The following is a 25,607-nucleotide window of genomic DNA, read 5'->3' as shown; positions in this document are numbered from 1 at the left end:
GCGTGATGACTGGACCGGCGTTGCTGCTTGTCTGCCTGCTGCTGATCGGCTTGTCGTTCTGGCTGCTTCAACATGGCCTGCGCAAGGCCCGGACGGATCGCGTGCTGGAGCGCCTCGGCGATGGCCAGCCCGAGGCCCAGGAGCCGAGTACCCGATGGACCGGCCTTGAACGCATGTTCCTGCGCGCGGGGCTGGGCAAACCTACAGACCGTTTGGGCCTGTGGCTGAGCGCCTGGGTCATCGGCGCATTGTTGGGCGGGTTGCTCGCCGACGGGCTGGGCCTGTTCGCGATGATCGTGGGACCGCCGCTGGTTTTGCGCATGTACATCAGCTGGCGCTACCAACGTCGCGTGCAGCGTATGGTCGAGCAACTGCCGCAGTTGCTCGACCACAGCGTACGCAGCCTCAAATCCGGCAGAACCCTGGCCGATGCCATATTGGGCGGCGTCGATAGCGTTGAAAACCCACTCAAGGATGCGATGGGCCGCGTGCAGCGCAACGTGCGCATGGGGGTCAGCCTGCCGGATTCGGTCAGCGACTTCGCCGAGTTCTACGAACAGGACGAATTCCGCCTGTTTGCCCTTGGCTTGAAGGTCAACCATCGCTACGGCGGCAACGCCAGCGAACTGCTGGAAAACCTGATCAAAATGATTCGCGAGCGAGAACAGGGCGCACGTCAACTCAAAGCCATGACCGGCGAAACGCGCATGACGGCCTATGTGCTGGGCGGCCTGCCCGTGTTGATCGTGGGTTACTTCATGGTGGTCAACCCCAGCTATTTGATGACCATGTGGAACGACAGCACGGGGCGCATGATGCTGTTCACCGCGCTGGCCATGGACCTCGGCGGCACTTTTATCATGTGGCGCATGCTGAGGAGTGTCTGAGATGGCACTTCTGGCCTGCGCCTTGTTGTTGCTCGCAGCCGTGGTATTGGTGGGCGGCCAAGAGCTCGAGAATCGACGTCGCAAGCGCCGGGTGGCTGAACGCTTGCAGGGGCGGATGAGCGGCGATGCAAGGTTCGGCACGCTCATGCGTCAATTGGGCGCAAGCACCCTGGCGCAGCGCTCGGTCAGCCTGGACAACGAGACGCAGGTCCTGCTCAACCGGGTCGGCTGGCGCAAGGCTAGCCAGCGCTCACTGTTTGCTGCGTTCCAGATTGGTTTGCCTGTCGTGCTGCTGGGCCTGACGCTCCTCGGCCAGCAACTGCTGTTTCCTCATGCAGACCCTGCCTGGATTGCCCCGATATTTGCGCTGGGCATCGGTTACCTGTTGCCAAAACGCGTGCTGGCTGCGGCGGCCAAATACCGCCAGCAGGCCATCGCCAAAGAAATCTCAACGTTCATTCCGCTGCTGCGCATCCTGTTCGAGTCGGGCATGGCGATTGAGCAGTCGCTGCGCGTGCTGGGCAACGAAGCCGAACGCCTGCTACCCGCGCTTACCCATGAATTGCGGCTGATCCTGGCGCGTGTCGATTCCGGCCTGGAGCTGAGCGAAGAGCTGGGCAAGACCGCACGCTTGCTCGAAGTGGATGAATTCACCGACACCTGCATCATCCTGCAGCAATTGATCCATCAGGGCGGCGGCGCGATGAAATCCTTGCTGGCGCTAAAGCAGTTGCTCGACGACCGACGCCTGACTCGCCTGCAGGAATACATCTCGAAGATGTCGGCAAAAATGTCAGTGGTGATGATGGTGTTTCTGTTCCCCGCGTTGCTGATCGTGCTCGGTGGCCCTGCGTTTATCGGCATCGCCCGCGCTTTGAATCACTTTTGAGGAGACGTTGATGAAAGTACTGATTGCCGGCGTGGCCCTGCTAATGCTCGGCGGCTGCGCCACCAACGGCCAATCACCCTGGGCCGCGTTGATCTCGTCCGGCAGTTGCGCCAAGCCGAGTTCAGACCAGGGATTGGCGCTCAACCTGTCGGACGACCTGGCCAACGAAGGCAAGCTGCACGCCAGCCTCGCCAACCTGCAAAACCTGCCCGAGTCCTTGCCCCAGGTGCGCCAGCGCAAGGCACGCGCTTACCGCTTGCTGGGGCGCAGCGAGGCCGAGCCGTTCTACCGCAGCCTGCTCGGCACCTGCATGACCGCTGAAGGCGAACACGGTTTGGGGCAATTGGCGGCGGCCAAGGGCGACAACGACCAGGCGATGGCGCATATGCAGCGAGCGGCGCGGCTGGCGCCCACGGACGAAAAAATCCGCAATGACCTGGGCGTGGTGTACCTCAACCAATTGCGCCTGGAAGACGCCCGCTTTGAATTCATGACCGCCATCGAGCTCAAGCAGGGCAATCCCTTGGCTGCCGTCAACCTGGTGACGCTGTTGATCTATCAGGACGACTGGGGTCAAGCGGCGAAAGTGGTCAGCCAGTTGGGCCTGACCCCCGAGCAAGTCACCGTTGCCCAGGCACGCGCGGAAAAACTCAAGGGCTCCCGCGCGGCGACGCGCAAAGTAGCGGCGGTGAGCGATGCCCTGCCGGTGACCCTAAAGTAAGGAGTGATTGATGAAAGCACATTACCTTATTGGCCTGGCGATGCTACCGCTGAGCGCACTGGCCCTCGAACCCGGCCCGTCGTCCCCGCAACAAGCGGAGACGGAAAACTGGCTGGCCTTGCAGGTCAATGGTCGGGCTGCTTCGGCGACGCCGCAAAGGACCACTCCCGCAGAACGGGAGCAAGCCTTGCAGCGCTGGCTGGACAGTAATAAGCATCCGATTCCGGAGTTCTTTGAATCGGAGTCGGGAGGGTCTGCCCAAGGCGGGAAGAGCCAGTGACACCCTAGTGGGCGGTGAACCGTTGGCGAATCGCGGAGTTATTCGGTGACAAGGCCAACGCCAGCTGGGTGCGGTTGCGCATGTGGGTGAGGCGAAGCACCTGGGACACGTACAGCTTGACGGTGTTCTCGGTGATCCCCAGCTCACAGGCAATCTGGTAGTTGGTCTGGCCCTTGCCCACCAGACGTGCAACGTCAAGCTGGCGCGGCGACAGCTGGTTGAAAATGGTCGGAATCTCCACGGGCCCAGCCTCTTCGGCGACCAGCTCGCCATCGTCCACCAAGCCGGGACTTGGGCTGCGGCGCACTTTATCGAGGTCCTGGTACAGGTCATTGATGGATTCGGAGAGGTATTGCAGCTTCTGGTTCAAGTGCCCCAGTTGCAGCTCTTTTTGCCGTTCTTCCAACGCCGCTTCCTGGCGTTGCAGGCCTTCGAGCAACTCATCGAGATTGATCGGCTTCTGGTAGTAATCCGAGATCCCTGCGCGCAGGGCCTTGATCACGTCCTGCTTGTCGACACGCCCGGTCAGCATGATCGCTTCGAACGCCCGCTGCTTGCCCGCCACCTTCTGCATGGCCTGCACCAGCTCGATGCCATCCATGTCCGGTATATGCAGATCGCACAGGACCAAGCCAATGTCGGCATCCTCGCCGAAGCGTTGCAACGCATGCCGACTGGATTCACAAGGGACGCAGCGGTAACCACTGCCTTCAAGAAATTCGCAGAGTTCTTCCACGATCATCGGCTGATCGTCGACAACGAGCACTTTCACCGCCGAGGTAAGCTTGTTCACACGCCACTCCATGCCCGGAAAGCCAAAAGATTGAGCTATCCCTTTTGACAAAAAATCCTACACATCCAGTTAATAAACGTAGACCTACTTTCTGACTCTGTACACAGTGACAGAGGCCTCGTCAGCCTAATCGATCCAAAGCCAATATAGCCCAAACCCAGTCAATACAAAGGGCGCAAAAGGCTGTTTTGTTGACGCTCCCGCAGCCGCGATTAGAAGAGGCGCGCTAAGCCTTTGACGCACAATCACCCAGCCACTTTGGAACAGCGCTGCGCCGATTAAAGACCACAATAAATAGTCCAGCGTACTGGCCAGCGCCAGGGCGGCCAGCAGCTTCACATCACCCGCGCCAAAGCGGCCCAGCGCATAGCCGGGCAAGGTCAGCAGCAGCGCCACGGCAAAGGCCCCGCCACCTTCGCCGGCGGGCGCTCCGAGCCAGGTGGTGCCCGTCCATGACAGGTAGAACAGCGCCAGCAGCGCCGCCCCCAGGGTCAAGCCGTTGGCGATTTGCCGTTGACGCATGTCCTGCCACGCACAGAGCCCCAACCAGAGCAGTATCACCACGCCATGGATCACGTAAAAAACATCCCTTTTTGCTGAATGATTCTATGCTCATATCAAGTAGTAGCCGTCAGGGTAGACGCAGTCATGAAAACAAGCCTCCCTAGAAAGCAAAAAGGTGCGGCGGCGATTGAGTTCGCGCTGGTCTTCGGGATCTTTTTTGCGGTGTTCTATGGATTGATCAGCTATAGCCTGCCTCTGTTGTTGATGCAGTCGTTCAACCAGGCGGCAGCGGAGGCCGTACGCCAGGCGATGGCGGTGGACCCGGTCGCTGCGGGCACTGCCTATGGCACCGAGCTGATTGATCGCGCCAAAACCAAGGCGATCCTGCAGTTGGACTGGATTCCACCCAGCTTCCAATTTACCGACGATTTAATCACCGCCGCCTACAACGGCACTACGCTGACTGTGACGATTAAATACCCCACCAGCCGCCTCTATTCAGTGTTTCCGGCGTTGGTAGTGCCGGGCATAGGCACCGTGCCGAATCTGCCGGCCAACCTGACAGCCATTTCGAGTCTGCAGTTTTGACCTCGGGGGATAGCCTCTTCGGGCGCCTGCTCGGCCGCACCAGCGCAACGCCCCTCGACACGCCCGGCGCACCCACGCCAGGGTTGCACCTGCAACTGGATCACCAGGGCCACGTATTGAGCATCAGCGGCACGCTGCGCCCGCAGCTCGCGTCGCATGGAGTGGGCGAAACCCGGCCGCTATTGCGTGAACTGTTGTGCGCCAGCAGCACCTTGAGCATTGAAGGTCGCCCGGCCGACTGGCAGCGCCAGAGCCTGGACCTGGACCTGGACTTCCAGGGTGCTACCGGCCAGGTCTTGCACACCCGCGGCTGGATCGAAGCCGAGGGTGACGGCTGGAGCCTGCGCCTGCTGGACGTCAGCGACTTGCTGGCTGGCTCGCAACTGGCCCAACACCGTGAGCAGAACCATCAACTGACCTGCCAGATGAGCGGCCAGTTGCGGGTGTGCAGCCTGGCCCGACTGCCCGAGGTGTTCAACGAGCACCTGCGAAGCGTGGCGCAGCGCTGGCGCATGCCCTGCCTCGCGCTGGCGTTGCTCGATGAAGAAGACCAGGGCTGGCGGATCTACAGCCACTACGCCGCCCACGATGCCCCCGCCTTGTGGCGGACCGGCCAACACCTGGGCACCAGCCTCGACAGTGTGAGTGGCAACACGCCGTTGAGCCTGGCCCAAGAGCGCAGCGACAACCTGCGCCTGCAGAGCATTTTCGGCAACGCCGATGGATTTTTGGTGCCCTACCGTGACAGCCAGGGCGTCGCCGCATGGTTACTCTGCGGCCTCTACAACGGCCAGCAACACACCCGCGAACAGGACTGGCTGAACCTCACCGCCGCCCTCGCCGCCCCACTGCTGAGCCGCTTGCGCGAGCAACGCTATCATCAACAGCTCGACCGCATGGAAGCCCTGCAAGGCCTGCTCGGCACCGGCTGGTGGGAGCTGCTGCCGGCTACCCAAGAAATCCAGCTCGCCCCGCAGTTGCTGCACAGCCTCAGCCCGGAAGACGGTCCCACCCGCCAACCGCTGGGCCTGTGGCTGGAACTGATCCACCCCGCCGACCGCCAGGAACTCAACAGCCGCCTGCACGATCTGCAAGCCCTGGGCAAACCGCTGCTGACCACCGTACGCCTGCAACGCACCGACGCCGAGCACAACCCCCTCTGGTACCGCGTACAGGGCCAGGTGCTGGGCATGGGCGATGACCGCCGCTGGGTCGGCTTCATGCTCGACATCAGCGACATCAAGAACCAACAACTGCAAGCCGCCGCCGCCCATGCGCGCCTGGACAACCTCATCGCCAGTTCACCAGCAGTGATCTATGTGCAGCGCTATGTCAGCGGCGCCCTGCACCCTGCGTTCTTCAGCGATAGCCTGCTGCCCCTGCTGGGCTGGACGTTGGCCGAGTGTAACCACGACAGCCTGGCATCGCTGATTCACCCCGAAGACCGCGATTTGTACTTCGAACGCACCCGCCAACTGTTGCGCGAAGGCGCCGTGCGCAGCCGCTACCGCCTGCGCGACAAACAAGGCCAATACCATTGGCTGCTGGATGAGGCCAAATTACTGCGCGATGACCTTGGATTGCCGCTGGAAGCCGTCGGGCTGTGGCTGGACGTCACCGAGACAACCCAGGCTGCCGAGCAGATCAAACAAAGCGAAGAGCGCTACCGCATGCTCGTCGAAGACTCCCCGGCAATGATCTGCCGCTACCGCCCGGACCTGACCCTGACCTTTGGCAACACGCCGCTGGCCAATTACCTGGAATGCCTGCCCGCACAGCTGCCGGGGCAGAACCTGGGTAACTGGCTGTCGGAAGAACAACACCAGGCCTTTGTGCAACGTATCGGCCAATTGAGCGCGGAATTTCCGGTCAGCACCGCCGAAATCAGCCTGGAATTGCCCGGCCGCGAACACGCCTGGTGGGTATGGTCAGACCGTGGCGTGTTCGATGAACAGGGCACGCTGGTGGAAGTGCAAGCGGTGGGCCGCGACAACACCGAAGTGCGCCGCTCCCAGCAGCAACTGACCCAAAGCGCAAAAATGGCCACCCTTGGCGAAATGGCCACGGGCCTGGCCCATGAGATCAACCAGCCGCTTAACGTGATGCGCATGGCGATCGTCAATGTGCTCAAGCGGCTAAGCACTGGTGATGCTCAAATCGACTACCTCACTGACAAGCTCCAGCGCATCGACACCCAGGTGCAGCGCGCGGCGCGGGTGGTGGACCATATGCGCGTGTTTGGCCGCCGCTCGGAAATCGAACAACAGCCCTTCGACCCGTCACAGGCGGTAGAAGGCACGCTGTCACTGCTCGGCGAAGGCTTGCGCGGCAAAGGTGTGGAGGTGCGCGTCACGCCAGCGGACGCTGCGGTGCAGGTCAAAGGTTACGTCGACCAGCTTGAGCAGGTGCTGATCAACCTGGTGGTCAATGCCCGTGATGCGCTGTTGAGCAAACAGGACAAGGACCCGGCGTTCCGCCCCTGGATCGCAGTGCATTGCGAGCACGACAGTCGGCATGCGCGGATCTGGGTGGAAGACAACGCGGGTGGCATTGACCCTCGGTTGCTGGAGCGGATTTTCGAGCCGTTCTTTACCACCAAGCCGATTGGCGTGGGCACGGGGTTGGGGTTGTCGGTGAGCTACGGGATTGTGGACAACATGGGCGGACGGTTGAGCGTTGCCAAGGGGGAGCACGGTGCGCGGTTTTGTGTGGAGTTGCCGATCAGTTAGATCACCAGGTAGGCGCGACCCATGTGGCAACTGAGGTTGGCGCCGACTTCGGAGTTGCCGAGGCTGATCCCTAGGGCTAAGAGCAGCGTGTTGACGATGGGGTCGAGTATCGGAGTCAGGACGCTTTTTACAAGCGTGATCACCGAACTGATGATGGTAGCCATAGCACTTGTGACAGTGCCGTTCGCCGCACCGGGTGTGCTGCCGCTGGGCGGTACGTAGGTGACCTCTAGACCGTTCAACGTAGCCCCCAGGCTACTGACGATATTGGCGGTGCCAGGTGGGCTTTTATAGATCGTCGCCGCGTTGATGTCATTCACCGGAGAAAACAGCAACGTATTAGTCTGCGCGCCCACCGTGGACAACGCTCTCAGATTCAAGCCGCCGCCGACGCCTGCTGTGCGCGGACCGCAAACCAGTGTCAGCAGGCAAAAGCGCTGGCCAAAGTCGATCAGCCTCACTGGCTGCACGTTGACAGGCGCAGACGATGAAAATGCCGCCACCGGATCCACATAACCAACGCCCAGGGTAGCGAGTGAGGTGGTGGCCTGCACCGTCAAAGACTTAGTGGCCGGTGTGGCGCAACTGAAGTCGGTTACATGGCTTTGCGCACTGGCCGCCTCGATATAAATGCTCAAGGGCTGGGTGATATCCACGTCAGTGAGATTGCACCCCAATAAGCACACGACACCGGCCACCGTATCAACAAGGTTCAGGTTCAACAAACCGCCGACCACCTTTGACACTGGCGTCGCAAGCCCGGTCAGAATCGGTGAAACCCCAGAAACCATCTTGATTACCGGCGCATCAATGGTGACCAAAGTGCGCACTTGGGCGGTTCGTACAAAAATCTGATCTGTCTGCGGGTTATTCAGGAGTCCGGCCTTGGCCTTTGCGGGATTGCCAATCGCCGACAGTTGCGGCGGCTTGATGACTTTGGTCTGGATCGAGACATTGCCCACCAGTGGAATATTCACCTGCGTTGCGGCACTCACCGCGCTCTTGCTATTGGACAGTTGCGCCACAGTCTCAAGCAGTTGAAACAACTGCAGGCTGGTATTCAAGGCAGCGGCCGGTGTTCCAGTGGCGACCTTCAGCAGGTCTCCGACCTTCAACAGCTGTGTGTTGGGCGCGATTGCTTTCACTGAAATCACGTCGTTAATGATCGCCGTGGCCACCGAGCCATTTTTTTGCAGCACCTTTACCGCGGCTTCGATCAACTGGCTGGCGGACACAGCGGTGTTGAGCAATGCATCGTAGTCACCTGCCTTGACATTCAATTCAATCGCCAACTGATCCAAGTAGCTGAGCAGATTAACGTTCGTCGTCAAAAAGCCGTTCCAGGCCGCCGCCGTCAGGGACAGGTTGCCGCCCAAAAGATTGCCGATGACCATGTTCAATATAGGAGATTTACTGGCATCGACCGTTCCTAGGCTGCTGCGAATCGTCAGCTGCGCCACCGGTGGCGCATATGCAGCAACGGCGGTGGCACTCAAGATCATCTGGGTGGACATTGGCCCGCCGCTGAACATGCTCCAGATCCCACCGGCAATGCTGGTCATCACGCTACGCGTGGCCACCACACGCACGGCATCGTTTTTGGTGGCGTCTGCGGTGAATACGCGGATATTGCTGGCATTGGTGGTCAATGTGCCGCAGGTCACGGCCAGGCCACGGCTGTTGTCGCCGGCGACCACGGTGAAGCCGTTGCGCGTGGCGTTTTCCTTGGCGTAGTCATTGGCGCTGGTGGTGGGCGTGCACAGGCCACCACGGCTGGCGGCCTCCACGGCCGAGGTGTCGGCGATGGATTGCAATTTGCGCTTTTCCAGGTGGAGGCGGCCGCTGTCTACCGCGAGCAGCATGAACACCAGGGCCACTGCGAGGGTGCCCGCAGCCATCAGGCCAATCGCACCACGCTGACGGGAACCAAGTCGGGGAGACATCAGGCACTCCTTAGCGCTTACTCTCCTTAGTTGGTATTGAGTGTAGACAAGGGCTGGCCAGTCTCCACAAATCAATGTGGGGGCTGGCTTGTGTGGGAGCCGGGCTTGCCCGCGATGCAGGCACCTCGGTTTTTCAGATGCCCCGAGGTGATGCTATCGCAGGCAAGCCAGCTCCCACAGGGTTCAGCGGTGGTTTTAGTGGGGTGGGTAGCTGGAGAGGATTCGGGTGATCGTGGTGCGGATGGCGTTGTTGCGGTCCTGCGGGCTGGGCGAGTTGGCCATCATTTGCTCGTCGCTGCCGCGCCAGACCAGTTTGCCGTCTTTGCCGTCGAGCAGGTCGATCTGGAGGGTGGCGACTTTGTAGGTGATGTTGCGGGTTTCATTGTACATCGGCGCGCCCCAATAGCCGTTCCATGGGCCGCCCCATGCGCCGCCATAGTTGGTGGTGACTTGTTGCTGGCGGTCTTCGACGATCAGGTAGGCCTGTACGTTCAAGTCGGCCTTGCTGCCCGGTGCCGCTGAGCGCAGGCCGCGTTGGTCGAGTTGTTCGCCCACCGCCTGACGGATGCGTTGTTCGGTGAGGTCGCTCTTGATGCGCGGGTCATCCGGGCGATATTGCAAGGCCGGGTCTTTCCAGGCCCAACTGCGGTAGGCGCCAAAATCACGGCTGGCGTCAAAATCGTGGTTGACTTGGCTGGTCTGGCAACCGCCCAGCAACATGACAACAGCGAGCATAGCGATACGACAAAACATGGGTTTTCTCCAAAAAGCGACCCGCGCTCAGGATGAGAATAGCTGTTAACTGGGAGGATACGCCGTCATTGCCTTTTGCACCGCCTGGCGCAAGGCATCTCCCCGTTCACTGAGGCTGCCCTGGCTGCCCGTTTCCGCGCTGGCACTCCACACCGGCTGCCCCGTGCGGGCATCGAATAGATTGACGCGCACCACCACGACCTGGACTTCATAGGTGCGTACGATCGGCACCGAGTTGTACATGCCATAGCCATTGCCATAGCGGTTGTAGCCGCCGTAACCGTAGCCATAATCATCCTGGACCTGCTTGAGGCGCTTTTCCTGGCGCACATCGGCGCTCACCAGCAGGTCTGCCGGGCGGTTGTCGTGCAAGGGACGCAGACCGCGCTGGTCAAGCGCGCCGCTGACCGCTTCGGCAATTTGCGCCGAATCCGCCCAGGCCGTGCCCGCCGGGAGCTGGCCATTGCGCCACGCCCAGTTGCGGTAGGCGCCGTAGTCGCGCACGGGCGCGGGATAGGCGCTGGCATCAAAGGTATTGGCTGCCTGCGGCGGCGCCGGTGGAATCGGCGCCGAAGCGGAGACATAAGGGTTGGGGCTCGAACACGCACCCAAGCCGAGAGATAACAGGATCAAACAGAGACGACGCATTTCGACCTCCGCAGACTGGGCCGTTTAAACCGGACGGCAGACCCAGTGCAAATAACGCCCAAGTCCGGCAAAGCTTGGGTGACGACGGTGAGCGAGTTCCATCTCCAAAAGGCCCTGCAAATCCGCGCGGGCCTGGAATTCCACCGGCATATAGTCGTGGAATACGCGAACGCCACTTTGGCTTTCGACCTGCCAAAGGCCTTCGAGTTGCGCCGCCAATTCACGCGGGTCGAGCGGCTGCTGCGGGGTGAGGCTCTGCTTTTCGCCGGCCATGTCGTTCTTGCGCATTTTGCGGAAGTGGCCTTTGAGCAGGTTGCGGTAAATCAGCGCATCGCGGTTGTAGAACGCCAACGACAACCAGCCGCCAGGCAGCGTGAGCTGATGCAGCACCGGCAGGATCGCATGAGGTTCGGCCAGCCATTCCAACACGGCGTGGCACAGCACCAGGTCGTAGGGTTCGGTGAGTTGGCCGAGCAGGTCTTGCCAGGGCGCATGAATAAAGGTCGCGGTCTGCCCGGCGTCGGCAAAACGTTGGCGGGCGCCGGCGAGCATCGGTTCGGCAGGTTCGGCCAGGGTGACCTGATGGCCTTGCTCCGCCAGCCACAGCGACATGTGGCCCAGGCCTGCGCCGATATCCAGAACGCGCAAGGGGCGTTTGGGCAGGGCTTCGGTGAGGTCGGCCTGGAGCACCGCCAGGCGAATCGCGCCTTTGGCACCGCCGTAGATTTTTTCGGCAAAGCGCGTGGCCAGTTGGTCGAAATGACGATCACTCATGGGCAAACCGCCGTTCGCTGTCGGCCAATTTGGCGCGCACCACCTCGTTCATGTCCAGGCCCAGTTCGCTGCACAGCAACAGCAGGTACAGCACAATATCGCCGACTTCCTGGCCGGCGTGGGCGAGTTTCTCAGCCGGGAGCTGGCGCGATTGGTCTTCGCTCAGCCATTGGAAGATTTCCACCAGTTCAGCCATTTCTACGCTGGCGGCCATGGCCAGGTTTTTTGGGCTGTGGAACTGTTTCCAATTATTTGTATCGCGAATGCGGTGCAGGCGTTCGGTGAGGTGTTCGAGGTTCATGCGGGGGCTCCTGAAGATGGGTAGCTTCGGGGGGATTGGCGGTTAAGGCAAGTGAATCTGTGGGGGGTTGAGGAGGCTCGACAGCTGCTACGCAGAGGGCCCGCTCTAGAGGTGTAGATGCCTGGGCTGCAATGAGGCTCTAGTCGATGACGCTGAATTCTAGGCGGGCGGTTTGGCCGGCTTCGTCGAGGACGCTGAGTTGGTAACGGCCCAGGTGTTCGAAGCTGGCGTTGATGAAGTCCTGGTTGGCGCTGTCGCCCAGTGGCGCGCCGTTGAGGAACCACCAGCGCCGACCACTGCCGCCGAGGGCGGAGATTTTCAGGCGCAAGGTTTGCTGGCTGGCGGCGGGCAGACGCAGCTGGTCGCCCTCGCGTACGCCAACGATCGACAGCGGTGAAGACGCGGCCAGCGCCGGTGGCGGGCAATCGGAGTCAGCGGGCGGGATGCGTGCTTCGCGGCGTTCGGCCCTTGGCAGCCAGGGTTCCAAGGGCGCAGGCCACAGGGCGATGTTTTTCGGCTCTGCCCCCGGGCAATGGGCGTCGACCCGCGAGCCTTTGGCATTGACCCATACGCTTTCCATCAGGCCCACGCTCAACGGTTGGTCCAGTGCCTGCAAGGTCGGCGGCGTGGTGTTGTCCAGCGTCCAGGCGAAGCGCTGGCGACGGCAATTGGGGTCGCTGCGGCTCATGGGCTGGCCTAGTGGCCAACAGATCGCTGCCACGCCGACATTGGCAGGCACAGGTTTGACCGGCGCGCTGATGCCGCGCTGGCTGTCGCGGTTGCTCAGTACGTCGTGCACCTGCAACATCAACGGCGCCGCCGAGGCCAGCCCGAACTGGCCCGGCACCGGTGTGCCGTCCGGGCGGCCGATCCACACGCCGATCAAGTAACGCGGCCCCACCCCAATCGCCCAGGCATCACGAAAGCCGTAGCTGGTGCCGGTCTTCCAGGCCAGCATCGGGCGCTGCACCAGTTCGGCCCGCGGGTCGCGGTCGGGACGCGCCTGGCCGCTGAGGATGCGCCGCACAATCCAGGCGGACCCTGGCGACAGTAATGGTCGCTCCCTAAGCGTATCATCCGGCTGTAATCGAATAGTTGCACTCCTGCCGTTCCGGGCGAAGGCGCTATAGCCGCTCACCAGATCTTCCAGACGGCTGCCTGCGCCGCCCAGGATCAAGGCCAGGTTCGGCTCGGCCAACGCCGGCAACGCCAAAGGCACGCCGCCAATACGCATCTCGGCGGCGAACCGCTTCGGCCCATAGGCTTCCAGCAACTGTACCGCTGGCAGGTTGAGCGAACTGGACAACGCCGTACTCGCCGGCACTGCGCCGGTAAAACCCAGGGAGAAGTTGCCCGGCCGGTAATCCCCGTAACGCCGCGGCACGTCCTGCAGCAGGGACTCAGAGTGAATCAGCCCGTCATCAAGGGCCATGCCGTAGAGAAAGGGTTTCAAGGTGGAGCCCGGCGAACGCAGTGCGCGGATCATGTCCACATGGCCAAAACGCTTGGCATCATTGATGTCCACCGAGCCGAGGTAGGCGCGTACCGCCATGGTTTCTTCCTCCACCACCAGGATCGCGGCGGAGGTGTGCTCCGGCAAGCGTGCACGCCAACCCAACAGCAGGTCTTCGAGGCGGCGTTGCAGGGTGGCATCCAGGGTGGTGCGGATCAGCGGCGGGCTGTCGGGGCGGTTCAGGCGGCGCGCGAGCAGGGGCGCCAAGCTCGGCTCCAGCCGCGGGGCGAGCAGCAGCGGTTCCTGCAGGGTTTCATCGACGGCGGCTTGCGGCCACACCTTGAACTCGGCAAGACGACGCAGCACTTTGTCGCGCGCTTCCTGGGCACGCTGCGGGTGACGGTCCGGGCGCAAACGGCTGGGTGCCTGGGGCAAAACCGCGAGCAAGGCGGCTTCGGCATGGGTCAATTGTGATGGAGACTTGCCCAGATACGCCCAACTGGCCGCCGCCACGCCCTGCAATGTTCCGCCAAACGGTGCGCGGTTCAGGTAGAGGTTGAGGATCTCCTCCTTGGACAGGTGCCATTCCAACTGCGCCGTGCGCCACAACTGGCGCAACTTGCCGTGGAAGGTACGCGAATGCGGATCCAACAACCGCGCCACCTGCATCGACAACGTACTGCCCCCCGACACCACACGCGCCCCGGTCAGGTTCTGCCACGTCGCCCGCACCAGCGCCAGTGGGTTTACGCCAGGATGCTGATAGAACCAACGGTCTTCATAGGTGAGCAACGCATCCAGGTAATACGGCGACACTTCGCTGGTTTGCACTGGATAGCGCCACACCCCATTCGCATCGGCAAACCGCCACAACGGCGTGCCATCCTCAGCCAACACCACCCGCGCCAAATCATCCTGAGGCAACGGCAACGGCCAAACCCGATCCGCTCCCCACAACAACACCACCACCAACACCACTGCCCCCAGAGCCCAGCGCAGTAAATGTGGGAGCGTACACCCGCAAATGACGCAACTTAATCGCAAATTCAACCGGGCAAACCTCTATGCTTGTAGGGAACTAGCCAGTCGCAATAACAACCAAAGACACGGATACGCCCACCTCTTCATCAGGACACACACATGCAGGTAGAAAGCTTTTTCGAATGGCTGGGCCAGGCGCTCGGTTCCATCATCCGCTTTATCGTCGACGGCCTCAGCGGCCTGTTCGGTGCCCTGACCAACGCCGGCGGCAACTTCGTCGAAGGCCTGTCCCGCACCTTGGGCATGGATACCTCGATCATCAGCATCATCACCCTGATCGTCGGCCTGCTATTCCTGTATTCAGCCGTACGCGCCTTCATGCGCGCCTCGGTCATCATGGGCATCATCTGGCTACTGCTCGGCCTATGGCTCCTGAGCTGGGTCGTCCACTAACCCACAGAGTATCCCCAAACTAATGTGGGAGCGAGCAAGCCCGCTCCCACATTTAGCCCCTATTTTATGTTGGAATATCAGCGCCCCTTGATCACCAAATCTGCCGGCGTCTCCCCCACCGCCTGCCAATTCGGCCGATACATCGACTCCACCTGCGGCGGTGGTACGCGATAAGTCCCCGGTGTCACCGCCCGCGCCAGATACAGCAGGTGCGTGGTGCCAGACCCCTCCAGATTAATCGCCGCCACATACCGATCATCCCTGAACTCCTGATGCTTGAGCGACGCGTTCTGCATCGACTCACGCCACTCCTTCACTTGGCTGCTGGCGTTCTCCAGGCTGGCGGCACTCTGCGCCAGGTTCTGGTTTTCAAGCTCCAGGCCAGCGGGCAGCAAATCCACCACCAAGGCATCCGGCACACGCTGCTTGGCACCGACCGCCAGATGCACCAGCACCAGGTCCCCACTGTTGAGGTTACGAAGATTCAACGGCTGGCCATTCATGCCCAGGTACTCACGGCGAATGCTCAGGTTGTCGCCGCCGGCAGCCGGTGGCAGCTGTGGATAACCCGAAATCGTCAGTTGCTGATACACCGGCGTTTCGCCCTGATTGCTCAAGGTTAAATCACTGGAAAGCAGCTTGCCTTCCAGCGCCAGCGTCGACTGCTGATCATTCAACGCCTGCACACCGCCACTGCCGGTGAGCGACACCTGCCAGTTCGAATCCGGCTTGGCGAAACCGAGGCGCCCCGCCAGGAACAGCGAATTACGCTCCTGGGTCGACAGATACGCACTGGCCGCCAGTTGATCCGACAGCGTAAACAAGCGCTCCTCACGCTTGCCCTTGGCCAAGTCATTTTCTTCCAGCAACGCCAGGATCATTGCCTGGTCGCGCAGCGGGCTGCCGTAATCGGCCAACCATTCACTGGCACTGCGCTGCGCCGCCAGCCCCGCCAGCAAGGCTTGGTCCGCGCGCGGCTGGTCGCCCATCTTCTGCAACGCGACAGCCAACTGCACCAGCGGCAAACCGGAGCGCGCGTCGCTGCGTCGTTCAAAAATGCTGCGCAACGCACCCAACGGCGCCTGCTGACTGCGCGCCAACACCATGCCGGCGTAGGCCTGCACGGCAAAGCGCGTGTGATCAGCGTTATCGCTGTAGTCGACATCGATCAAGTTGCGCTCCTGTACATAACGCAGCAGGCGTTCGCTGGCCTTTTTCATGGCTTCAGGCGGTACCGCGAAACCCTGATCTCGGGCGCGCAACAGGAAATCGGTGACATAGGCGGTCAGCCAGTACTCCTCTTCACCGTCGGCGCCCCACAAACCAAAACTGCCGTTGTAGCGCTGCATGCCCAGCAAACGCTCTATGCCCAGCTCGATCTTGCGCTTGCGCTCGCTGTCCGACTCGCCCTTTATCGACAGGCGCTTGAGCAACGCATCGTCCGCATACAGCGATGGGTACAGGCCGCTTGCCGTCTGTTCCAGGCAACCGTAAGGGTAAGCTTTGAGTGCACTTATCTGCGCACCGAGGTTCAACGGCGGCCGGCTCGACAGGCTCAGCAGCGCCTGACGCCCCGAGGTATCGAATTGATCCAGGGTACCCGGTGGCAAGGTCCACGGCTGATCCTTGAGTACCGCGCGATAATGCTTAAGCAGTGCCGGATAGGCCGGCCGCACGCCCAAGGTCCATTCACGCGTGAACGGCGGCAGGTGCTCACCTGGCAAGTCCAGCCCATTGACGGTCACCTTGACCTTGCCCTGCCCCAACCCGCCCCAGGCTTTTACAGGGATGCGCAGCGTGGTGCGTTGGCCTTGTGTCAGCTCGACGGTTTGCGCGCCACTGTTGACCAGTTCCAACTGCCCCTCGGCAGTCAGTTGCACATCAAGCTTCTGCGCCTTGCCCGACAGGTTGGACAGGTCCAGCGCTAACGTTGTCTGGTCACCACCGGCCAGGAAGCGTGGCGCCGACAGTTCGGCAATCAGCGGCGCGGCAATCACTGTCTTGGCTTCGGCCATGCCATAGCGGTCATCGCCCCAGGCCTGGGCCATCAGGCGCAGTTCGCCGTTGAAGTCGGGAATGTTGACGCTGACTTCGCCCTCGCCCTGCTCATTCAACGTCACCGGCGCGCTTTGCAGGGCGACGATGGTCACACTGGTGTCCGGACGCTTGCCGCCCTTGGCCAGCGCCGCGTCACCACCAAACGCCAGGCTGGCCAGGCGACCCTGGCCGGCCTCGATCAACTGGCCGTAGATATCGAACTGGTCCACGCCATACGCCTTGCGGCCGAACAGGCTGGAGTACGGGTCCGGTGTCGGGTATTCGGTGATATTGAGGATGCCCACGTCCACCGCTGCCACCAGTACGTGCACCTGTTTCGGCACGCTGCCATCGGCATTTTTTGCCGATATCTTCACCGTCAGCGGTTGTTTGGGGCGCATTTTTTCCGGCGCAGTGAGGGTCACGCCCAGTTTGCGCTGGGTGCGATCCAGCGGCAGGTGCAGCAGGCCCACTGCGCGTTTGGGGGTGATATTGGCTTTACGCTCGCCTGGGCGAATCACCAGGGCACTCACGTACAAGTCATGCCGCGACCATTTCGGGTCGAGCTTCACAGCGAAGCTTTTGCCCTCGGCCGGCACGTCGATTTCCTGCCACCACAGCGGCCCTTCGGCGGACTCCACCAGCAGGTAGCCTTTACCGGCTGCCGGTGGCGTCACGGTGACATTGGCGGTGTCACCATCGCCATACGCTGGTTTGTCCAGCGCCAGCTTGACCTGATCGGGGCGCACGGCGCCGCCTTCGGTGTTGTCCTGGGCCTGGTAACCGGCCCAGAAGCGCAGGCTGCTGACCAACCCGGTCTGCGGGTCTTCGACCTCGACGCGGTACGGGCCCCACTCCACCTGGAAGCTGACCTTGGCGGTGTCGCCAGCCTTGATAGTCAGGGTCTGCTCGTCGAGGTTGAGGAATTTCTCGTTGAAGTGATAGCTCCAGCCATCGTTCTCTGAGTAATTCCAGTAATAGTCACGGCGCTCGCGAACCAGGCGCACCTTGAGGTTTTGCGCGGCGAGTTTCTGCCCATACTGGTTGGCCAGCAGTACTTCAAATTCCGCCGGGCCATCGCCATTGGTTTCGGTGCCGTCAAACAACCCGCGCAGGCCCGGAAGCTGCTCGGCGGGCCAGATCGGCTGCACCAGACGCCGCGTGATCGGGCGCCCGCCGGACTCTTGCAGGCTGGCTTGCACGATTAATTGCAACGGCGACTTCGCGTCGGCCCACTTGCTTTCCAGGGTCAGCGCTTCCTGGCCCTTGGCGTCGAGCACGCTTTCATCCAGTTCGAAATCCTGGCTCAACTCTTCTTCGGTAACAGAGCCGAACTGGTAGCCCGGCAACGACTTGACCGCTTCGCGCAACGGGCGCACATAAACCTGACCACTGACGCGGTTGCCCGATGCTGGCGCACCGTACAGGTAACGGCCGTTAACCTGAATGACCGGGTTGTCCGCGGGGCTCAGCGCGGTGTCGCTGCCCTTGAGTTCCAGCGCCAGGCGCTCGGGCAGGAAGTCTTCAACGAGAAATTCATACAACTGCGGTTTGCCATCGCCCAGGTCGAACACCAACTGCCAGCGCCCAGTCGGCGCTTCGCCGGCCAGTTGCAGCGGATATTGATAAAGACCGGAGGCATCCGCATCCCAGACAAATTTGCGGCTCACCTGCTCATCCGGGCGACGCACTTCCACGCTCACCGGCTGCGGTTTGACGGCATGGCCATCCTTGTCCCGCAACAATGCATTGAGCAGCACCGTTTCACCGGGGCGATACAGATCACGCGGGCCGAACACAAAGAACTGCAAGGGGTGGGAAGGCTGGCCGCCAATGTCGAACTCGGCCAGGTCCAGTGCAGCGCTGTCGAGGCGCAACAGACTGGTCTGCTCACCCTGCTTGGCCAGGAGCACCTGAGCCTTTTTCGGCAGCGGCAACTCAGCGTGGCCGCCCTTCTCGGTCTTGCCCTGGCCCAACACACGGCCTTCGGCGTCGAGCACTTCGAGGTCAACCCCGTCCAGTGCCTTGCCGCCTTCCAGCGCCTGGGTAAACACATCTAATCGGTTGGCGTAGCGGTGCACCGACAGGCCGATGTCACTCAAGGTGAACAGCGTGGCCGGTTGCGAATAGTTGTAGGTGCCCGACGCACGCATCACCGCCAGGTACACGCCCGGCTGCTGCAATTGCTTGAGGCCGGCGATCGGCAGTAAAAGGGTTTCGCGGGTGTTGCGCGCTGGGTTCAAGTCGAAACGGCCACCGTAGACCAGGTCGGCCAGCGGCAGCAGTTCGCGGGATTCGTAACTTTGCAGGCTGGTATTACGCCCCCACTGCGCCAGGAATGACGGCAAGGATTCGGGCTTGATGCGGAAGAACTCGACGTCGATCTTGTCGACGTTCAGCGCGATCACTGGCAGGCCTTCGGCCAGGCGCGTCGGCAACAAGGTGCCACGGCTGGCGAAGCCGACAGTGGCTTGCAGGTCGCGGGTTTCCAGACGGGCGATGTACTCGGCGGCGAGCGTGTTGTCGTTGACCGCCTTCACCCCGGCATCCACCGTAAGCACCAGTTTGCGCTGTGGCTCCAGGTGGCGAAGGCGCAGTTCCATGAGGTTGTCGGAGATTTCCCAGGCGCCATCGACCTTGCCGGACTTGCTGTCCACCAAGTGCAATTTGTCGGCGAATTTCTGATCGCGGTCCAGCGGAATGGAAAAGCTCACCGACAAGGTACTGGCCCCATCGAGCTGCACTTCAGACACGTCCACCACGCTCAACTCACGCCCGGCGTAGCGTTGCTTCAGCGCCGCCACATCCACCGCCGCTTTAGCCGGCGTGGTTGCAACCGTTGCCACCGCAGGAGCGCTCGGAGCAGTCGGTTTATCGGAAGAATCGCAGGCGCTGAGCAGGGCCAGCGCGCAGGCCAGGAACAATCCTTTGTTAAGCATGAGACACTCGTAGTGAGAGGGACCGAAGGGCTAACTATATATCAGCCAGAGTGGGGCCGATGAGATGCTGCTCACATTGACCGACGGAGGGTGGTTTGGTTCTGAGCTGCCCCCAGCCCCAGCCAAATCCCACAAGCACTGAAGATCAAAATGTGGGACCTGGCTTGGCTGCTCCCACATTGGTTCTGCGGCGTGTCTGACGGCCAGTTACACTGCTGCTCTCCCAAGGAGCCCCCATGACCAACCTGCTCACCGACTGGCGCCACCGCCCCACCCACCGCCGCGTCTGGGCCCTGGCCGCGCCTATGATTCTTTCGAACATCTCGGTGCCGCTCGTAGCGCTGGTCGACAGCATGGTCATCGGCCACCTGCCCCACGCCCACCAACTGGGTGCCGTGGCCGTCGGTGCCAGCCTGTATACCTTCCTCGCCTGGGCCATGGGTTTCCTGCGCATGGGCTCCACCGGTTTCGCCGCCCAAGCAGCCGGGCGCAATGATGGGGCGGCGCTGCGGCAAATCCTGCTGCAAGGTTTGCTGTTGGCACTGGGCCTGGCGATGCTGCTCGGCACCGTGGGCATCCCGCTGAGCCATCTGGCGTTGCAGTGGATGCAGCCCTCCCCCGAGCTCAATCAACTGACGCAGGATTTCTTCCACACCCGTCTGTTCGGCCTGCCCGCCGCGCTGGCCAGCTACGCGCTGGTCGGTTGGTTCCTCGGCACACAAAACGCCCGCGCGCCGCTGGCGATTCTGTTGACCACCAACCTGGTCAACATCGCCCTGAACCTGTGGTTCGTACTGGGCCTGGATTGGGGTGTGGTCGGCTCCGCGCGCGCCTCGGTTGTTGCTGAATGGACCGGCGCCCTGCTGGGCCTCGCACTGACGCAAAAAGCCCTGCGCGCCTACCCCGGTCACATCGCCTGGGCGGCACTGAAGTTGTGGGAAAGCTGGCGTCCACTGCTGGCGGTCAACCGCGACATCTTCATCCGCAGCCTCGCGCTGCAATCGGTGTTTTTCATGATCACCGTGCAAGGCGCCCGCCTGGGCGACGCTACCGTGGCCGCCAACGCGCTGCTGCTCAACGGCCTGTTGCTGACCGCCCACGCCCTGGATGGATTGGCTCACGCCGTCGAAGCCCTGTGCGGTCACGCTATCGGCGCCCATGACCGCCCAGCGCTGCGCCGTTCGCTGGTGGTGGCCGGCGGCTGGTCGCTGATCGCCAGCGTCGGTTTCGCGCTGCTGTTCACCGTCGCTGGCCACGTGTTTATCGCCATGCAGACCGATATTCCCAGCGTGCGCGAAACCGCCGACAGCTACCTGCCTTACCTCGCGGTATTGCCGTTGATTGCGGTGTGGAGTTACTTGCTGGATGGTTTGTTTATCGGCGCGACACGCGCGCGGGAGATGCGCAATGGGATGCTGCTGACGGTGGTTGTGGTGCTGCCCATTGCCTGGGCGTTGCAGGGGCTGGGTAACCACGGGCTGTGGATAACCTTCCTGGTGTTTATGGCGGTGCGCAGTTTGACGCTGTGGGCGATTGCCTGGCGTTTAAATCGGCAGGGGCTTTGGCTGGGCAGCAACTGAAGGAATTAGATGCAAATGTGGGAGCGAGCAAGCCCGCTCCCACATGGGATTTATGTCAATCCAGCTTAAGAGGACAGGTACGAAGAGCGGGTCAGGCCCAGGCGCAGCGCATCCAGGAACTGGGTACGCTCAGATGCAGAGATCTTCGCACTCGCACACTTGTCGCGGTAATGCGTCATCAACTCTTCCGGCGACAAGTGCACATACCGCAGCATGTCTTCAATAGTGTCGTGGGTCTCGATACCCGCGCTGTACACCGACCCATCTTCACGCTGGTAGATGTTCACCGAATCGGTGTCACCAAACAGATTGTGCATGTCACCAAGGATTTCCTGGTAGGCACCCACCAGGAAGATCCCCAGCAAGTAGTCCTCACCTTCTTTCAAGGCGTGAACCGGCAGGCTGGTCTCGATGCTCTGCTCGTCGACGTACTGCTTGATCTTGCCGTCGGAGTCACAGGTAAGGTCTTGCAGTACGGCACGGCGCAACGGCTCTTCGTCGAGGCGGTGCAGCGGCAGGATCGGCAATACCTGGCCGATGGCCCAGGTGTCCGGCAGGCTCTGGAAAACCGAGAAGTTACAGATGTACTTGTCGGCCAGCTTGTCGTTGAGTTCGTCCAGCACTTGGCGGTGCGAGCGCTGGCGGGCTTTCAACGAGTTATGCAGGCGACGGCACACGGCGAAGTAGCACTGCTCGGCCAGGGCTTTTTCGGCCAGGGTCAGTTTGCCGTCGGCGTACTGGGTGGCCACGTCGCTCATGTAGTGAGTGGCGCGCCAGTAGGTCTCGGTGACCATCTCGATGTCGGTCGGGCCGAGCAGGTCCACCAGCCATTGCACGGTTTCCGGCAGGCTTTCCTTGTTTTCGATGGTCGGGATTTCGTCGTTGTGTTTCTCGACGTCGGTGACCTGCACCACCAGCATGGCGTGGTGGGCGGTCAGCGAGCGGCCGCTTTCAGAGAAGATGTTCGGGTGCGGCAGGCTCTGCGCGTCGCAGAACTCCTTGAGCATGCCCACGACCACGCCGGCGTAGTCGTCCATGTCGTAGTTGATCGAGCTGGCGTTACGCGAGTGCGTACCGTCGTAGTCCACGCCCAAACCGCCGCCGACGTCGATGTGGTCCACCGGCAAGCCGAGGTTGCGCAGTTCGCCGTAGTAACGAATGGCTTCCTTGAACCCGTGCTGGTAGTCGGCCAGGTTGGCGATCTGCGAGCCCATGTGGAAGTGCAGCAGGCGAATGCCCTGGTCCAGACCCGCCGCGCGGAAGCGCTCGACCACAGACAGCAGTTGCGCCGCCGACAGACCGAACTTGGACTTCTCGCCACCGGTGTCTGCCCACTTGCTCGACGCCAGGGACGACAAGCGCACGCGCAGGCCGACCTGTGGCTTGACCTTGAGGCTGGCGGCCTCTTCGATCACCAGCTCAACTTCGGACTCTTTCTCGATCACGATGAACACGTTGTGGCCGAGCTTTTGGCCCATCAGCGCGAGGCGGATGAACTCACGGTCTTTGTAACCGTTGCAGACGATGGTGCCGCCCTTCGGCGCCAGGGCCAGTACGGCCAGCAGCTCAGGCTTGGAGCCGGCTTCCAGGCCGATGGACACGTTCTGGGTGGCGATGATGTTCTCGATCACCGCTTCCTGCTGGTTCACCTTGATCGGGTACAGCGCGGTGTACTTGCTCTGGTATTCCAGGCGCTCGATGTTCGAATCGAAGGCGCCGGTCAGCTGGCGTACACGGTCTTGCAGAATGTCGGGAAAACGCACCAGCAACGGCAGCGACAGGCCGCTTTTACGCAACGCGTCGACTTGCTCGTAGAGGTCGACGGGCGTGCTGTTCGGGCCGTTCGGACGGACTTCAACGCGACCGGCTTCATTGATCGCGAAATACCCGGCCCCCCAATGGCGGATCCCGTAAACACTGCGGCTGTCCGCAACTGTCCATTGGCTGCCATCGTCTTTGCGTGTGCGTCGTACGGACATCGAAGTCCCCTATAAATGAAGGCGAAGGCGCCACCTCTCGCGGAGGCTGGCGCAGTCTAAAGAATGAAAATGACGATTTGCCTGCGAGGGAGGTAGACCTCATTCGCAGGACAGAGTTTAGACACAGGTCGGGAAGAGGCTTTCAGCCGCCGGACTTCTTGGCCTTGTAACCGAGCTTGATCAGCTCGGCCAACAGCAATTCAACGTGATCGCCCTGGATCTCGATGACGCCCTCTTTCAACGCGCCGCCGGTGCCACAGCGCTTTTTCAGCGTGGTGGCGAGCGCCTTCAGCGCGTCTTCTGCCAGCGGCACGCCGGTGATGGTGGTCACCGTCTTGCCGCCACGGCCCTTGCTCTCGCGTCGCACGCGGGCAATACCGTCGCCTTCGGGGATCAGGGTCTGTTTGCAGGTACACGCGTCCACGGGCTGGCGACAGTCCGGGCAGTGTCGACCTGCGTCGGTGGAAAATACCAGGCCGCCCAGGGCGGCGAAGGATGCGGCTTTTTTGGCCACCGGCAATCCTCTTGGGGGCTGAAAAGTGGCGCAGTGTAACGGCAAAAAGTCCACTTGCTAAGGGCCAAATGGCGCCATTTCATGCAACTTTAGCGACGTGACACCAGATAGCGCCGCAAGCCTTCTTGAGCGTCCGGGCAGTAAGGCTTTTGTTCAGCCTCCTGCAGGACTGTTTCAATAGGTAAAAAGCGCGCTTCCATGACCTCTTCAGGCTGCAGGCGCAGCGGCCCGTCCCAGACAGCGGAGTAGGATTTGCACCAGAGTTTGCTGTCACCGTCTTCGAAGTAGAAATGATCGTGCTCAGTCAACGCCACGCCGCTGACGCCCAACTCTTCCTCTAACTCGCGGGCCGCCGATAAGGCGTACGACTCGCCCGCCGCCACCATCCCACCCGCTGCCGTGTCCCAGAAACCGGGATACATGGCTTTGCTTAGGGTTCGCCGATGCACACACAGCTCACCCTGGGAGTTAAACAGAAAGATAAAGGTGCACCGGCCGATTAGGCCGCGTTGGCGCAAATCGGACCTGACAAGGGTGCCGAGCAGGTTGTCCTGCTCGTCGACCCAGCAGATCAGTTCAGCATCGGACGCCGCACGGTGCGCGGCCTCCTTTTGAATAGCGTCCATCATCAACCCTGGTTGAGGAGCTGACGCAAGTCGATCACTGCAGCGTTTGCCCGGGAAATGTAGTTGGCCATGACGAGCGAGTGGTTCGCCAGTACCCCGAAGCCACTGCCATTAAGGATCATAGGACTCCAAACCGGTTCCTGCGAAGCTTCCAGCTCACGGATGATCTGGCGCACGCTGACGGTGGCGTTTTTCTTGGCCAGCACGTCGGCGAAGTCGACTTCGATGGCACGCAGCAGGTGGGACAGGGCCCAAGCTTGACCGCGAGCCTCGTAGAACACGTTATCGATCTGCATCCATGGGGTTTCCACCACTTCTTCATCGACCTGCGGTACTTGACCCGGCGCCAGGGCCTCGGTTTTCAGAGCGGTGTTCAATTTCACCCGACCCACACTGGCCGACAGGCGTTGCGACAGCGAACCCAAGCGGGTCGCGACGTCGCCCAGCCAGTTGTTCAGGTTGTCGGCACGGGCATAGAACAGCGCACCGCGCTGATTCGGGTCAGACAGACGTGTTTCATAACGGCTCAGAGAGTTGATGCCTTCTTGGTACTCCGACTCACTGGACGGCAGCACCCAGCTCTTATTGCCGAAGTTGAAGCGCGGCTCGGCCTTGGCCAAATCGGCGTCTTCGGCCGACTGCGACTGGGAACGGGCGAAGTCCTTACGCAGAGCGCGCGTCAGGTCGCGCACCTGCACCAGCACGCCATATTCCCAACTCGGCATGTTGTCCATCCAAAGGCCAGGCGGGAAGCGGTCATTGGAAATGTAGCCACCCGGCTTGTTCAGCAAGGTGCCGGCTACGGTCTTGAGGGTTTCGACGGTCGTAAACCCTAACACCATCTGCTTGCCGTCTTTTTCGGCCGCAATCTGCGCATTTTGCTGGACCGGAAACAGCGCCGGCTCTTCGCTCCAGTACCAGCCAAGCGCGCCGGTGACCAACAGGTACAGGCAGAGGACGCTCAGCAACGCCCGGCTCAGCAGCAGCGTACGGAAGTAGCTGCGGTTGGCCGACTTGGGCTCAGGCGCAGGGCCTTTGGCGCTGCCTGCACGGTTTTTCCAGTCCAGCATGGCGATATCCTTTCAATCACTTGAGTTCATGCACTTGAATTGATGGCGTGCGTTCAAACACTCCGACCACAACCCTACCCCATCGTGCCCGCCCATGCGGGGCTTTTCGCCAAACTGGCGAACAGGGAGAGTTCGACTATAAAGGATGCACGCTTTTTCCGCTGC

General features: G+C 61.5%; 21 protein-coding genes. 8 read left to right on the top strand and 13 right to left on the bottom strand.

What is annotated here, in order from left to right; all coding sequences use genetic code 11:
* Nucleotides 1-5: 5 nt before the first annotated feature.
* Genes AACY36_RS24415 through AACY36_RS24400 form a run of 4 tightly spaced genes read left to right on the top strand, consistent with a single transcriptional unit; the run spans nucleotide 6 to nucleotide 2,777 of the window.
* Nucleotides 6-887 carry a type II secretion system F family protein gene (locus AACY36_RS24415; protein WP_339415782.1) on the top strand — a complete coding sequence of 294 codons (882 nt, stop codon included), beginning with the start codon at nucleotides 6-8 and terminating at the stop codon, nucleotides 885-887.
* Nucleotide 888: 1 nt separating this feature from the next.
* Nucleotides 889-1,776, top strand: a complete 888-nt coding sequence (locus AACY36_RS24410; protein ID WP_339415781.1) for a type II secretion system F family protein — start codon at nucleotides 889-891, stop codon at nucleotides 1,774-1,776.
* 10 nt (nucleotides 1,777-1,786) lie between these two features.
* On the top strand, nucleotides 1,787-2,497 hold the full coding sequence (locus AACY36_RS24405) for a tetratricopeptide repeat protein (RefSeq protein WP_339415780.1): 711 nt from the start codon (nucleotides 1,787-1,789) through the stop codon (nucleotides 2,495-2,497).
* A 10-nt stretch (nucleotides 2,498-2,507) separates the two neighbouring features.
* Nucleotides 2,508-2,777, top strand: coding sequence for a DUF3613 domain-containing protein (locus tag AACY36_RS24400; RefSeq protein ID WP_339415779.1), 270 nt, complete (start codon nucleotides 2,508-2,510; stop codon nucleotides 2,775-2,777).
* 4 nt (nucleotides 2,778-2,781) lie between these two features.
* On the opposite strand, the gene AACY36_RS24395 is transcribed toward AACY36_RS24400, so the two are convergent.
* A complete protein-coding gene (locus AACY36_RS24395; RefSeq protein WP_339497665.1) occupies nucleotides 2,782-3,570 on the bottom strand; it encodes a response regulator transcription factor in 789 nt (262 codons plus the stop codon).
* 126 nt (nucleotides 3,571-3,696) lie between these two features.
* A complete protein-coding gene (locus tag AACY36_RS24390) occupies nucleotides 3,697-4,146 on the bottom strand; it encodes a prepilin peptidase (RefSeq protein ID WP_339427221.1) in 450 nt (149 codons plus the stop codon).
* Nucleotides 4,147-4,218: 72 nt separating this feature from the next.
* On the opposite strand from AACY36_RS24390, the gene AACY36_RS24385 reads away from it, so the two are divergent.
* Nucleotides 4,219-4,662, top strand: coding sequence for a TadE/TadG family type IV pilus assembly protein (locus tag AACY36_RS24385; RefSeq protein ID WP_339415776.1), 444 nt, complete (start codon nucleotides 4,219-4,221; stop codon nucleotides 4,660-4,662).
* Nucleotides 4,659-7,391, top strand: a complete 2,733-nt coding sequence (locus AACY36_RS24380; RefSeq protein ID WP_339497664.1) for a PAS domain-containing sensor histidine kinase — start codon at nucleotides 4,659-4,661, stop codon at nucleotides 7,389-7,391. The genes AACY36_RS24385 and AACY36_RS24380 overlap by 4 nt, the downstream gene beginning before the upstream one ends.
* On the opposite strand, the gene AACY36_RS24375 is transcribed toward AACY36_RS24380, so the two are convergent.
* From AACY36_RS24375 to pbpC, 6 genes are all read right to left on the bottom strand, one after another.
* The gene (locus tag AACY36_RS24375; protein ID WP_339497663.1) at nucleotides 7,388-9,334 is read right to left on the bottom strand and encodes a pilus assembly protein TadG-related protein; all 1,947 of its coding nucleotides are present in this window, start codon (nucleotides 9,332-9,334) and stop codon (nucleotides 7,388-7,390) included. The genes AACY36_RS24380 and AACY36_RS24375 overlap by 4 nt on opposite strands.
* 195 nt (nucleotides 9,335-9,529) lie before the next feature.
* Nucleotides 9,530-10,087, bottom strand: a complete 558-nt coding sequence (locus tag AACY36_RS24370) for a DUF4136 domain-containing protein (RefSeq protein ID WP_339415773.1) — start codon at nucleotides 10,085-10,087, stop codon at nucleotides 9,530-9,532.
* A gap of 45 nt (nucleotides 10,088-10,132) precedes the next feature.
* Complete coding sequence (locus tag AACY36_RS24365; protein WP_049710206.1) at nucleotides 10,133-10,735, bottom strand: DUF4136 domain-containing protein; 603 nt, start codon at nucleotides 10,733-10,735, stop codon at nucleotides 10,133-10,135.
* A gap of 24 nt (nucleotides 10,736-10,759) precedes the next feature.
* Entirely contained in the window at nucleotides 10,760-11,509 is a 750-nt protein-coding gene (locus tag AACY36_RS24360; RefSeq protein WP_339415772.1) for a methyltransferase, read from the bottom strand.
* Complete coding sequence (locus tag AACY36_RS24355; RefSeq protein WP_010567659.1) at nucleotides 11,502-11,810, bottom strand: MazG-like family protein; 309 nt, start codon at nucleotides 11,808-11,810, stop codon at nucleotides 11,502-11,504. Before AACY36_RS24355 ends, AACY36_RS24360 begins: the two co-directional genes overlap by 8 nt.
* Before the next feature lie 139 nt (nucleotides 11,811-11,949).
* Complete coding sequence (gene pbpC, locus AACY36_RS24350) at nucleotides 11,950-14,262, bottom strand: peptidoglycan glycosyltransferase PbpC (RefSeq protein ID WP_339415833.1); 2,313 nt, start codon at nucleotides 14,260-14,262, stop codon at nucleotides 11,950-11,952.
* Nucleotides 14,263-14,403: 141 nt separating this feature from the next.
* Here pbpC and AACY36_RS24345 point away from each other — a divergent pair, with 141 nt between their 5' ends.
* Complete coding sequence (locus AACY36_RS24345) at nucleotides 14,404-14,697, top strand: hypothetical protein (protein ID WP_339415771.1); 294 nt, start codon at nucleotides 14,404-14,406, stop codon at nucleotides 14,695-14,697.
* Between the two features lie 77 nt (nucleotides 14,698-14,774).
* Here the strand turns inward: AACY36_RS24345 and AACY36_RS24340 are convergent, their stop codons facing one another.
* Nucleotides 14,775-19,673 (bottom strand): alpha-2-macroglobulin family protein, encoded by a 4,899-nt coding sequence (locus AACY36_RS24340; RefSeq protein ID WP_339497661.1) that lies wholly within the window; start codon nucleotides 19,671-19,673, stop codon nucleotides 14,775-14,777.
* 236 nt (nucleotides 19,674-19,909) lie between these two features.
* On the opposite strand from AACY36_RS24340, the gene AACY36_RS24335 reads away from it, so the two are divergent.
* Nucleotides 19,910-21,253 (top strand): MATE family efflux transporter, encoded by a 1,344-nt coding sequence (locus AACY36_RS24335; protein WP_339415769.1) that lies wholly within the window; start codon nucleotides 19,910-19,912, stop codon nucleotides 21,251-21,253.
* 65 nt (nucleotides 21,254-21,318) lie between these two features.
* On the opposite strand, the gene speA is transcribed toward AACY36_RS24335, so the two are convergent.
* The 4 genes from speA to AACY36_RS24315 all read right to left on the bottom strand — a co-directional run bounded on the left by speA (nucleotide 21,319) and on the right by AACY36_RS24315 (nucleotide 25,442).
* Complete coding sequence (speA, locus tag AACY36_RS24330; RefSeq protein WP_339415768.1) at nucleotides 21,319-23,232, bottom strand: arginine decarboxylase; 1,914 nt, start codon at nucleotides 23,230-23,232, stop codon at nucleotides 21,319-21,321.
* Nucleotides 23,233-23,374: 142 nt separating this feature from the next.
* Nucleotides 23,375-23,746, bottom strand: coding sequence for a translation initiation factor Sui1 (locus tag AACY36_RS24325; protein WP_339415767.1), 372 nt, complete (start codon nucleotides 23,744-23,746; stop codon nucleotides 23,375-23,377).
* Nucleotides 23,747-23,835: 89 nt separating this feature from the next.
* The gene (locus AACY36_RS24320) at nucleotides 23,836-24,372 is read right to left on the bottom strand and encodes an NUDIX hydrolase (RefSeq protein ID WP_339415766.1); all 537 of its coding nucleotides are present in this window, start codon (nucleotides 24,370-24,372) and stop codon (nucleotides 23,836-23,838) included.
* A 2-nt stretch (nucleotides 24,373-24,374) separates the two neighbouring features.
* Nucleotides 24,375-25,442 carry a DUF2333 family protein gene (locus tag AACY36_RS24315; RefSeq protein ID WP_339415765.1) on the bottom strand — a complete coding sequence of 356 codons (1,068 nt, stop codon included), beginning with the start codon at nucleotides 25,440-25,442 and terminating at the stop codon, nucleotides 24,375-24,377.
* Nucleotides 25,443-25,607 lie beyond the last annotated feature (165 nt).

The organism is Pseudomonas sp. EA_15y_Pfl1_P101 (assembly GCF_963970835.1).
GTDB classification, from domain to species: Bacteria; Pseudomonadota; Gammaproteobacteria; order Pseudomonadales; family Pseudomonadaceae; genus Aquipseudomonas; species Aquipseudomonas tritici.
Note: the sequence above shows the minus strand (reverse complement) of the source record. Positions and strands in the feature narration are given on the sequence as shown.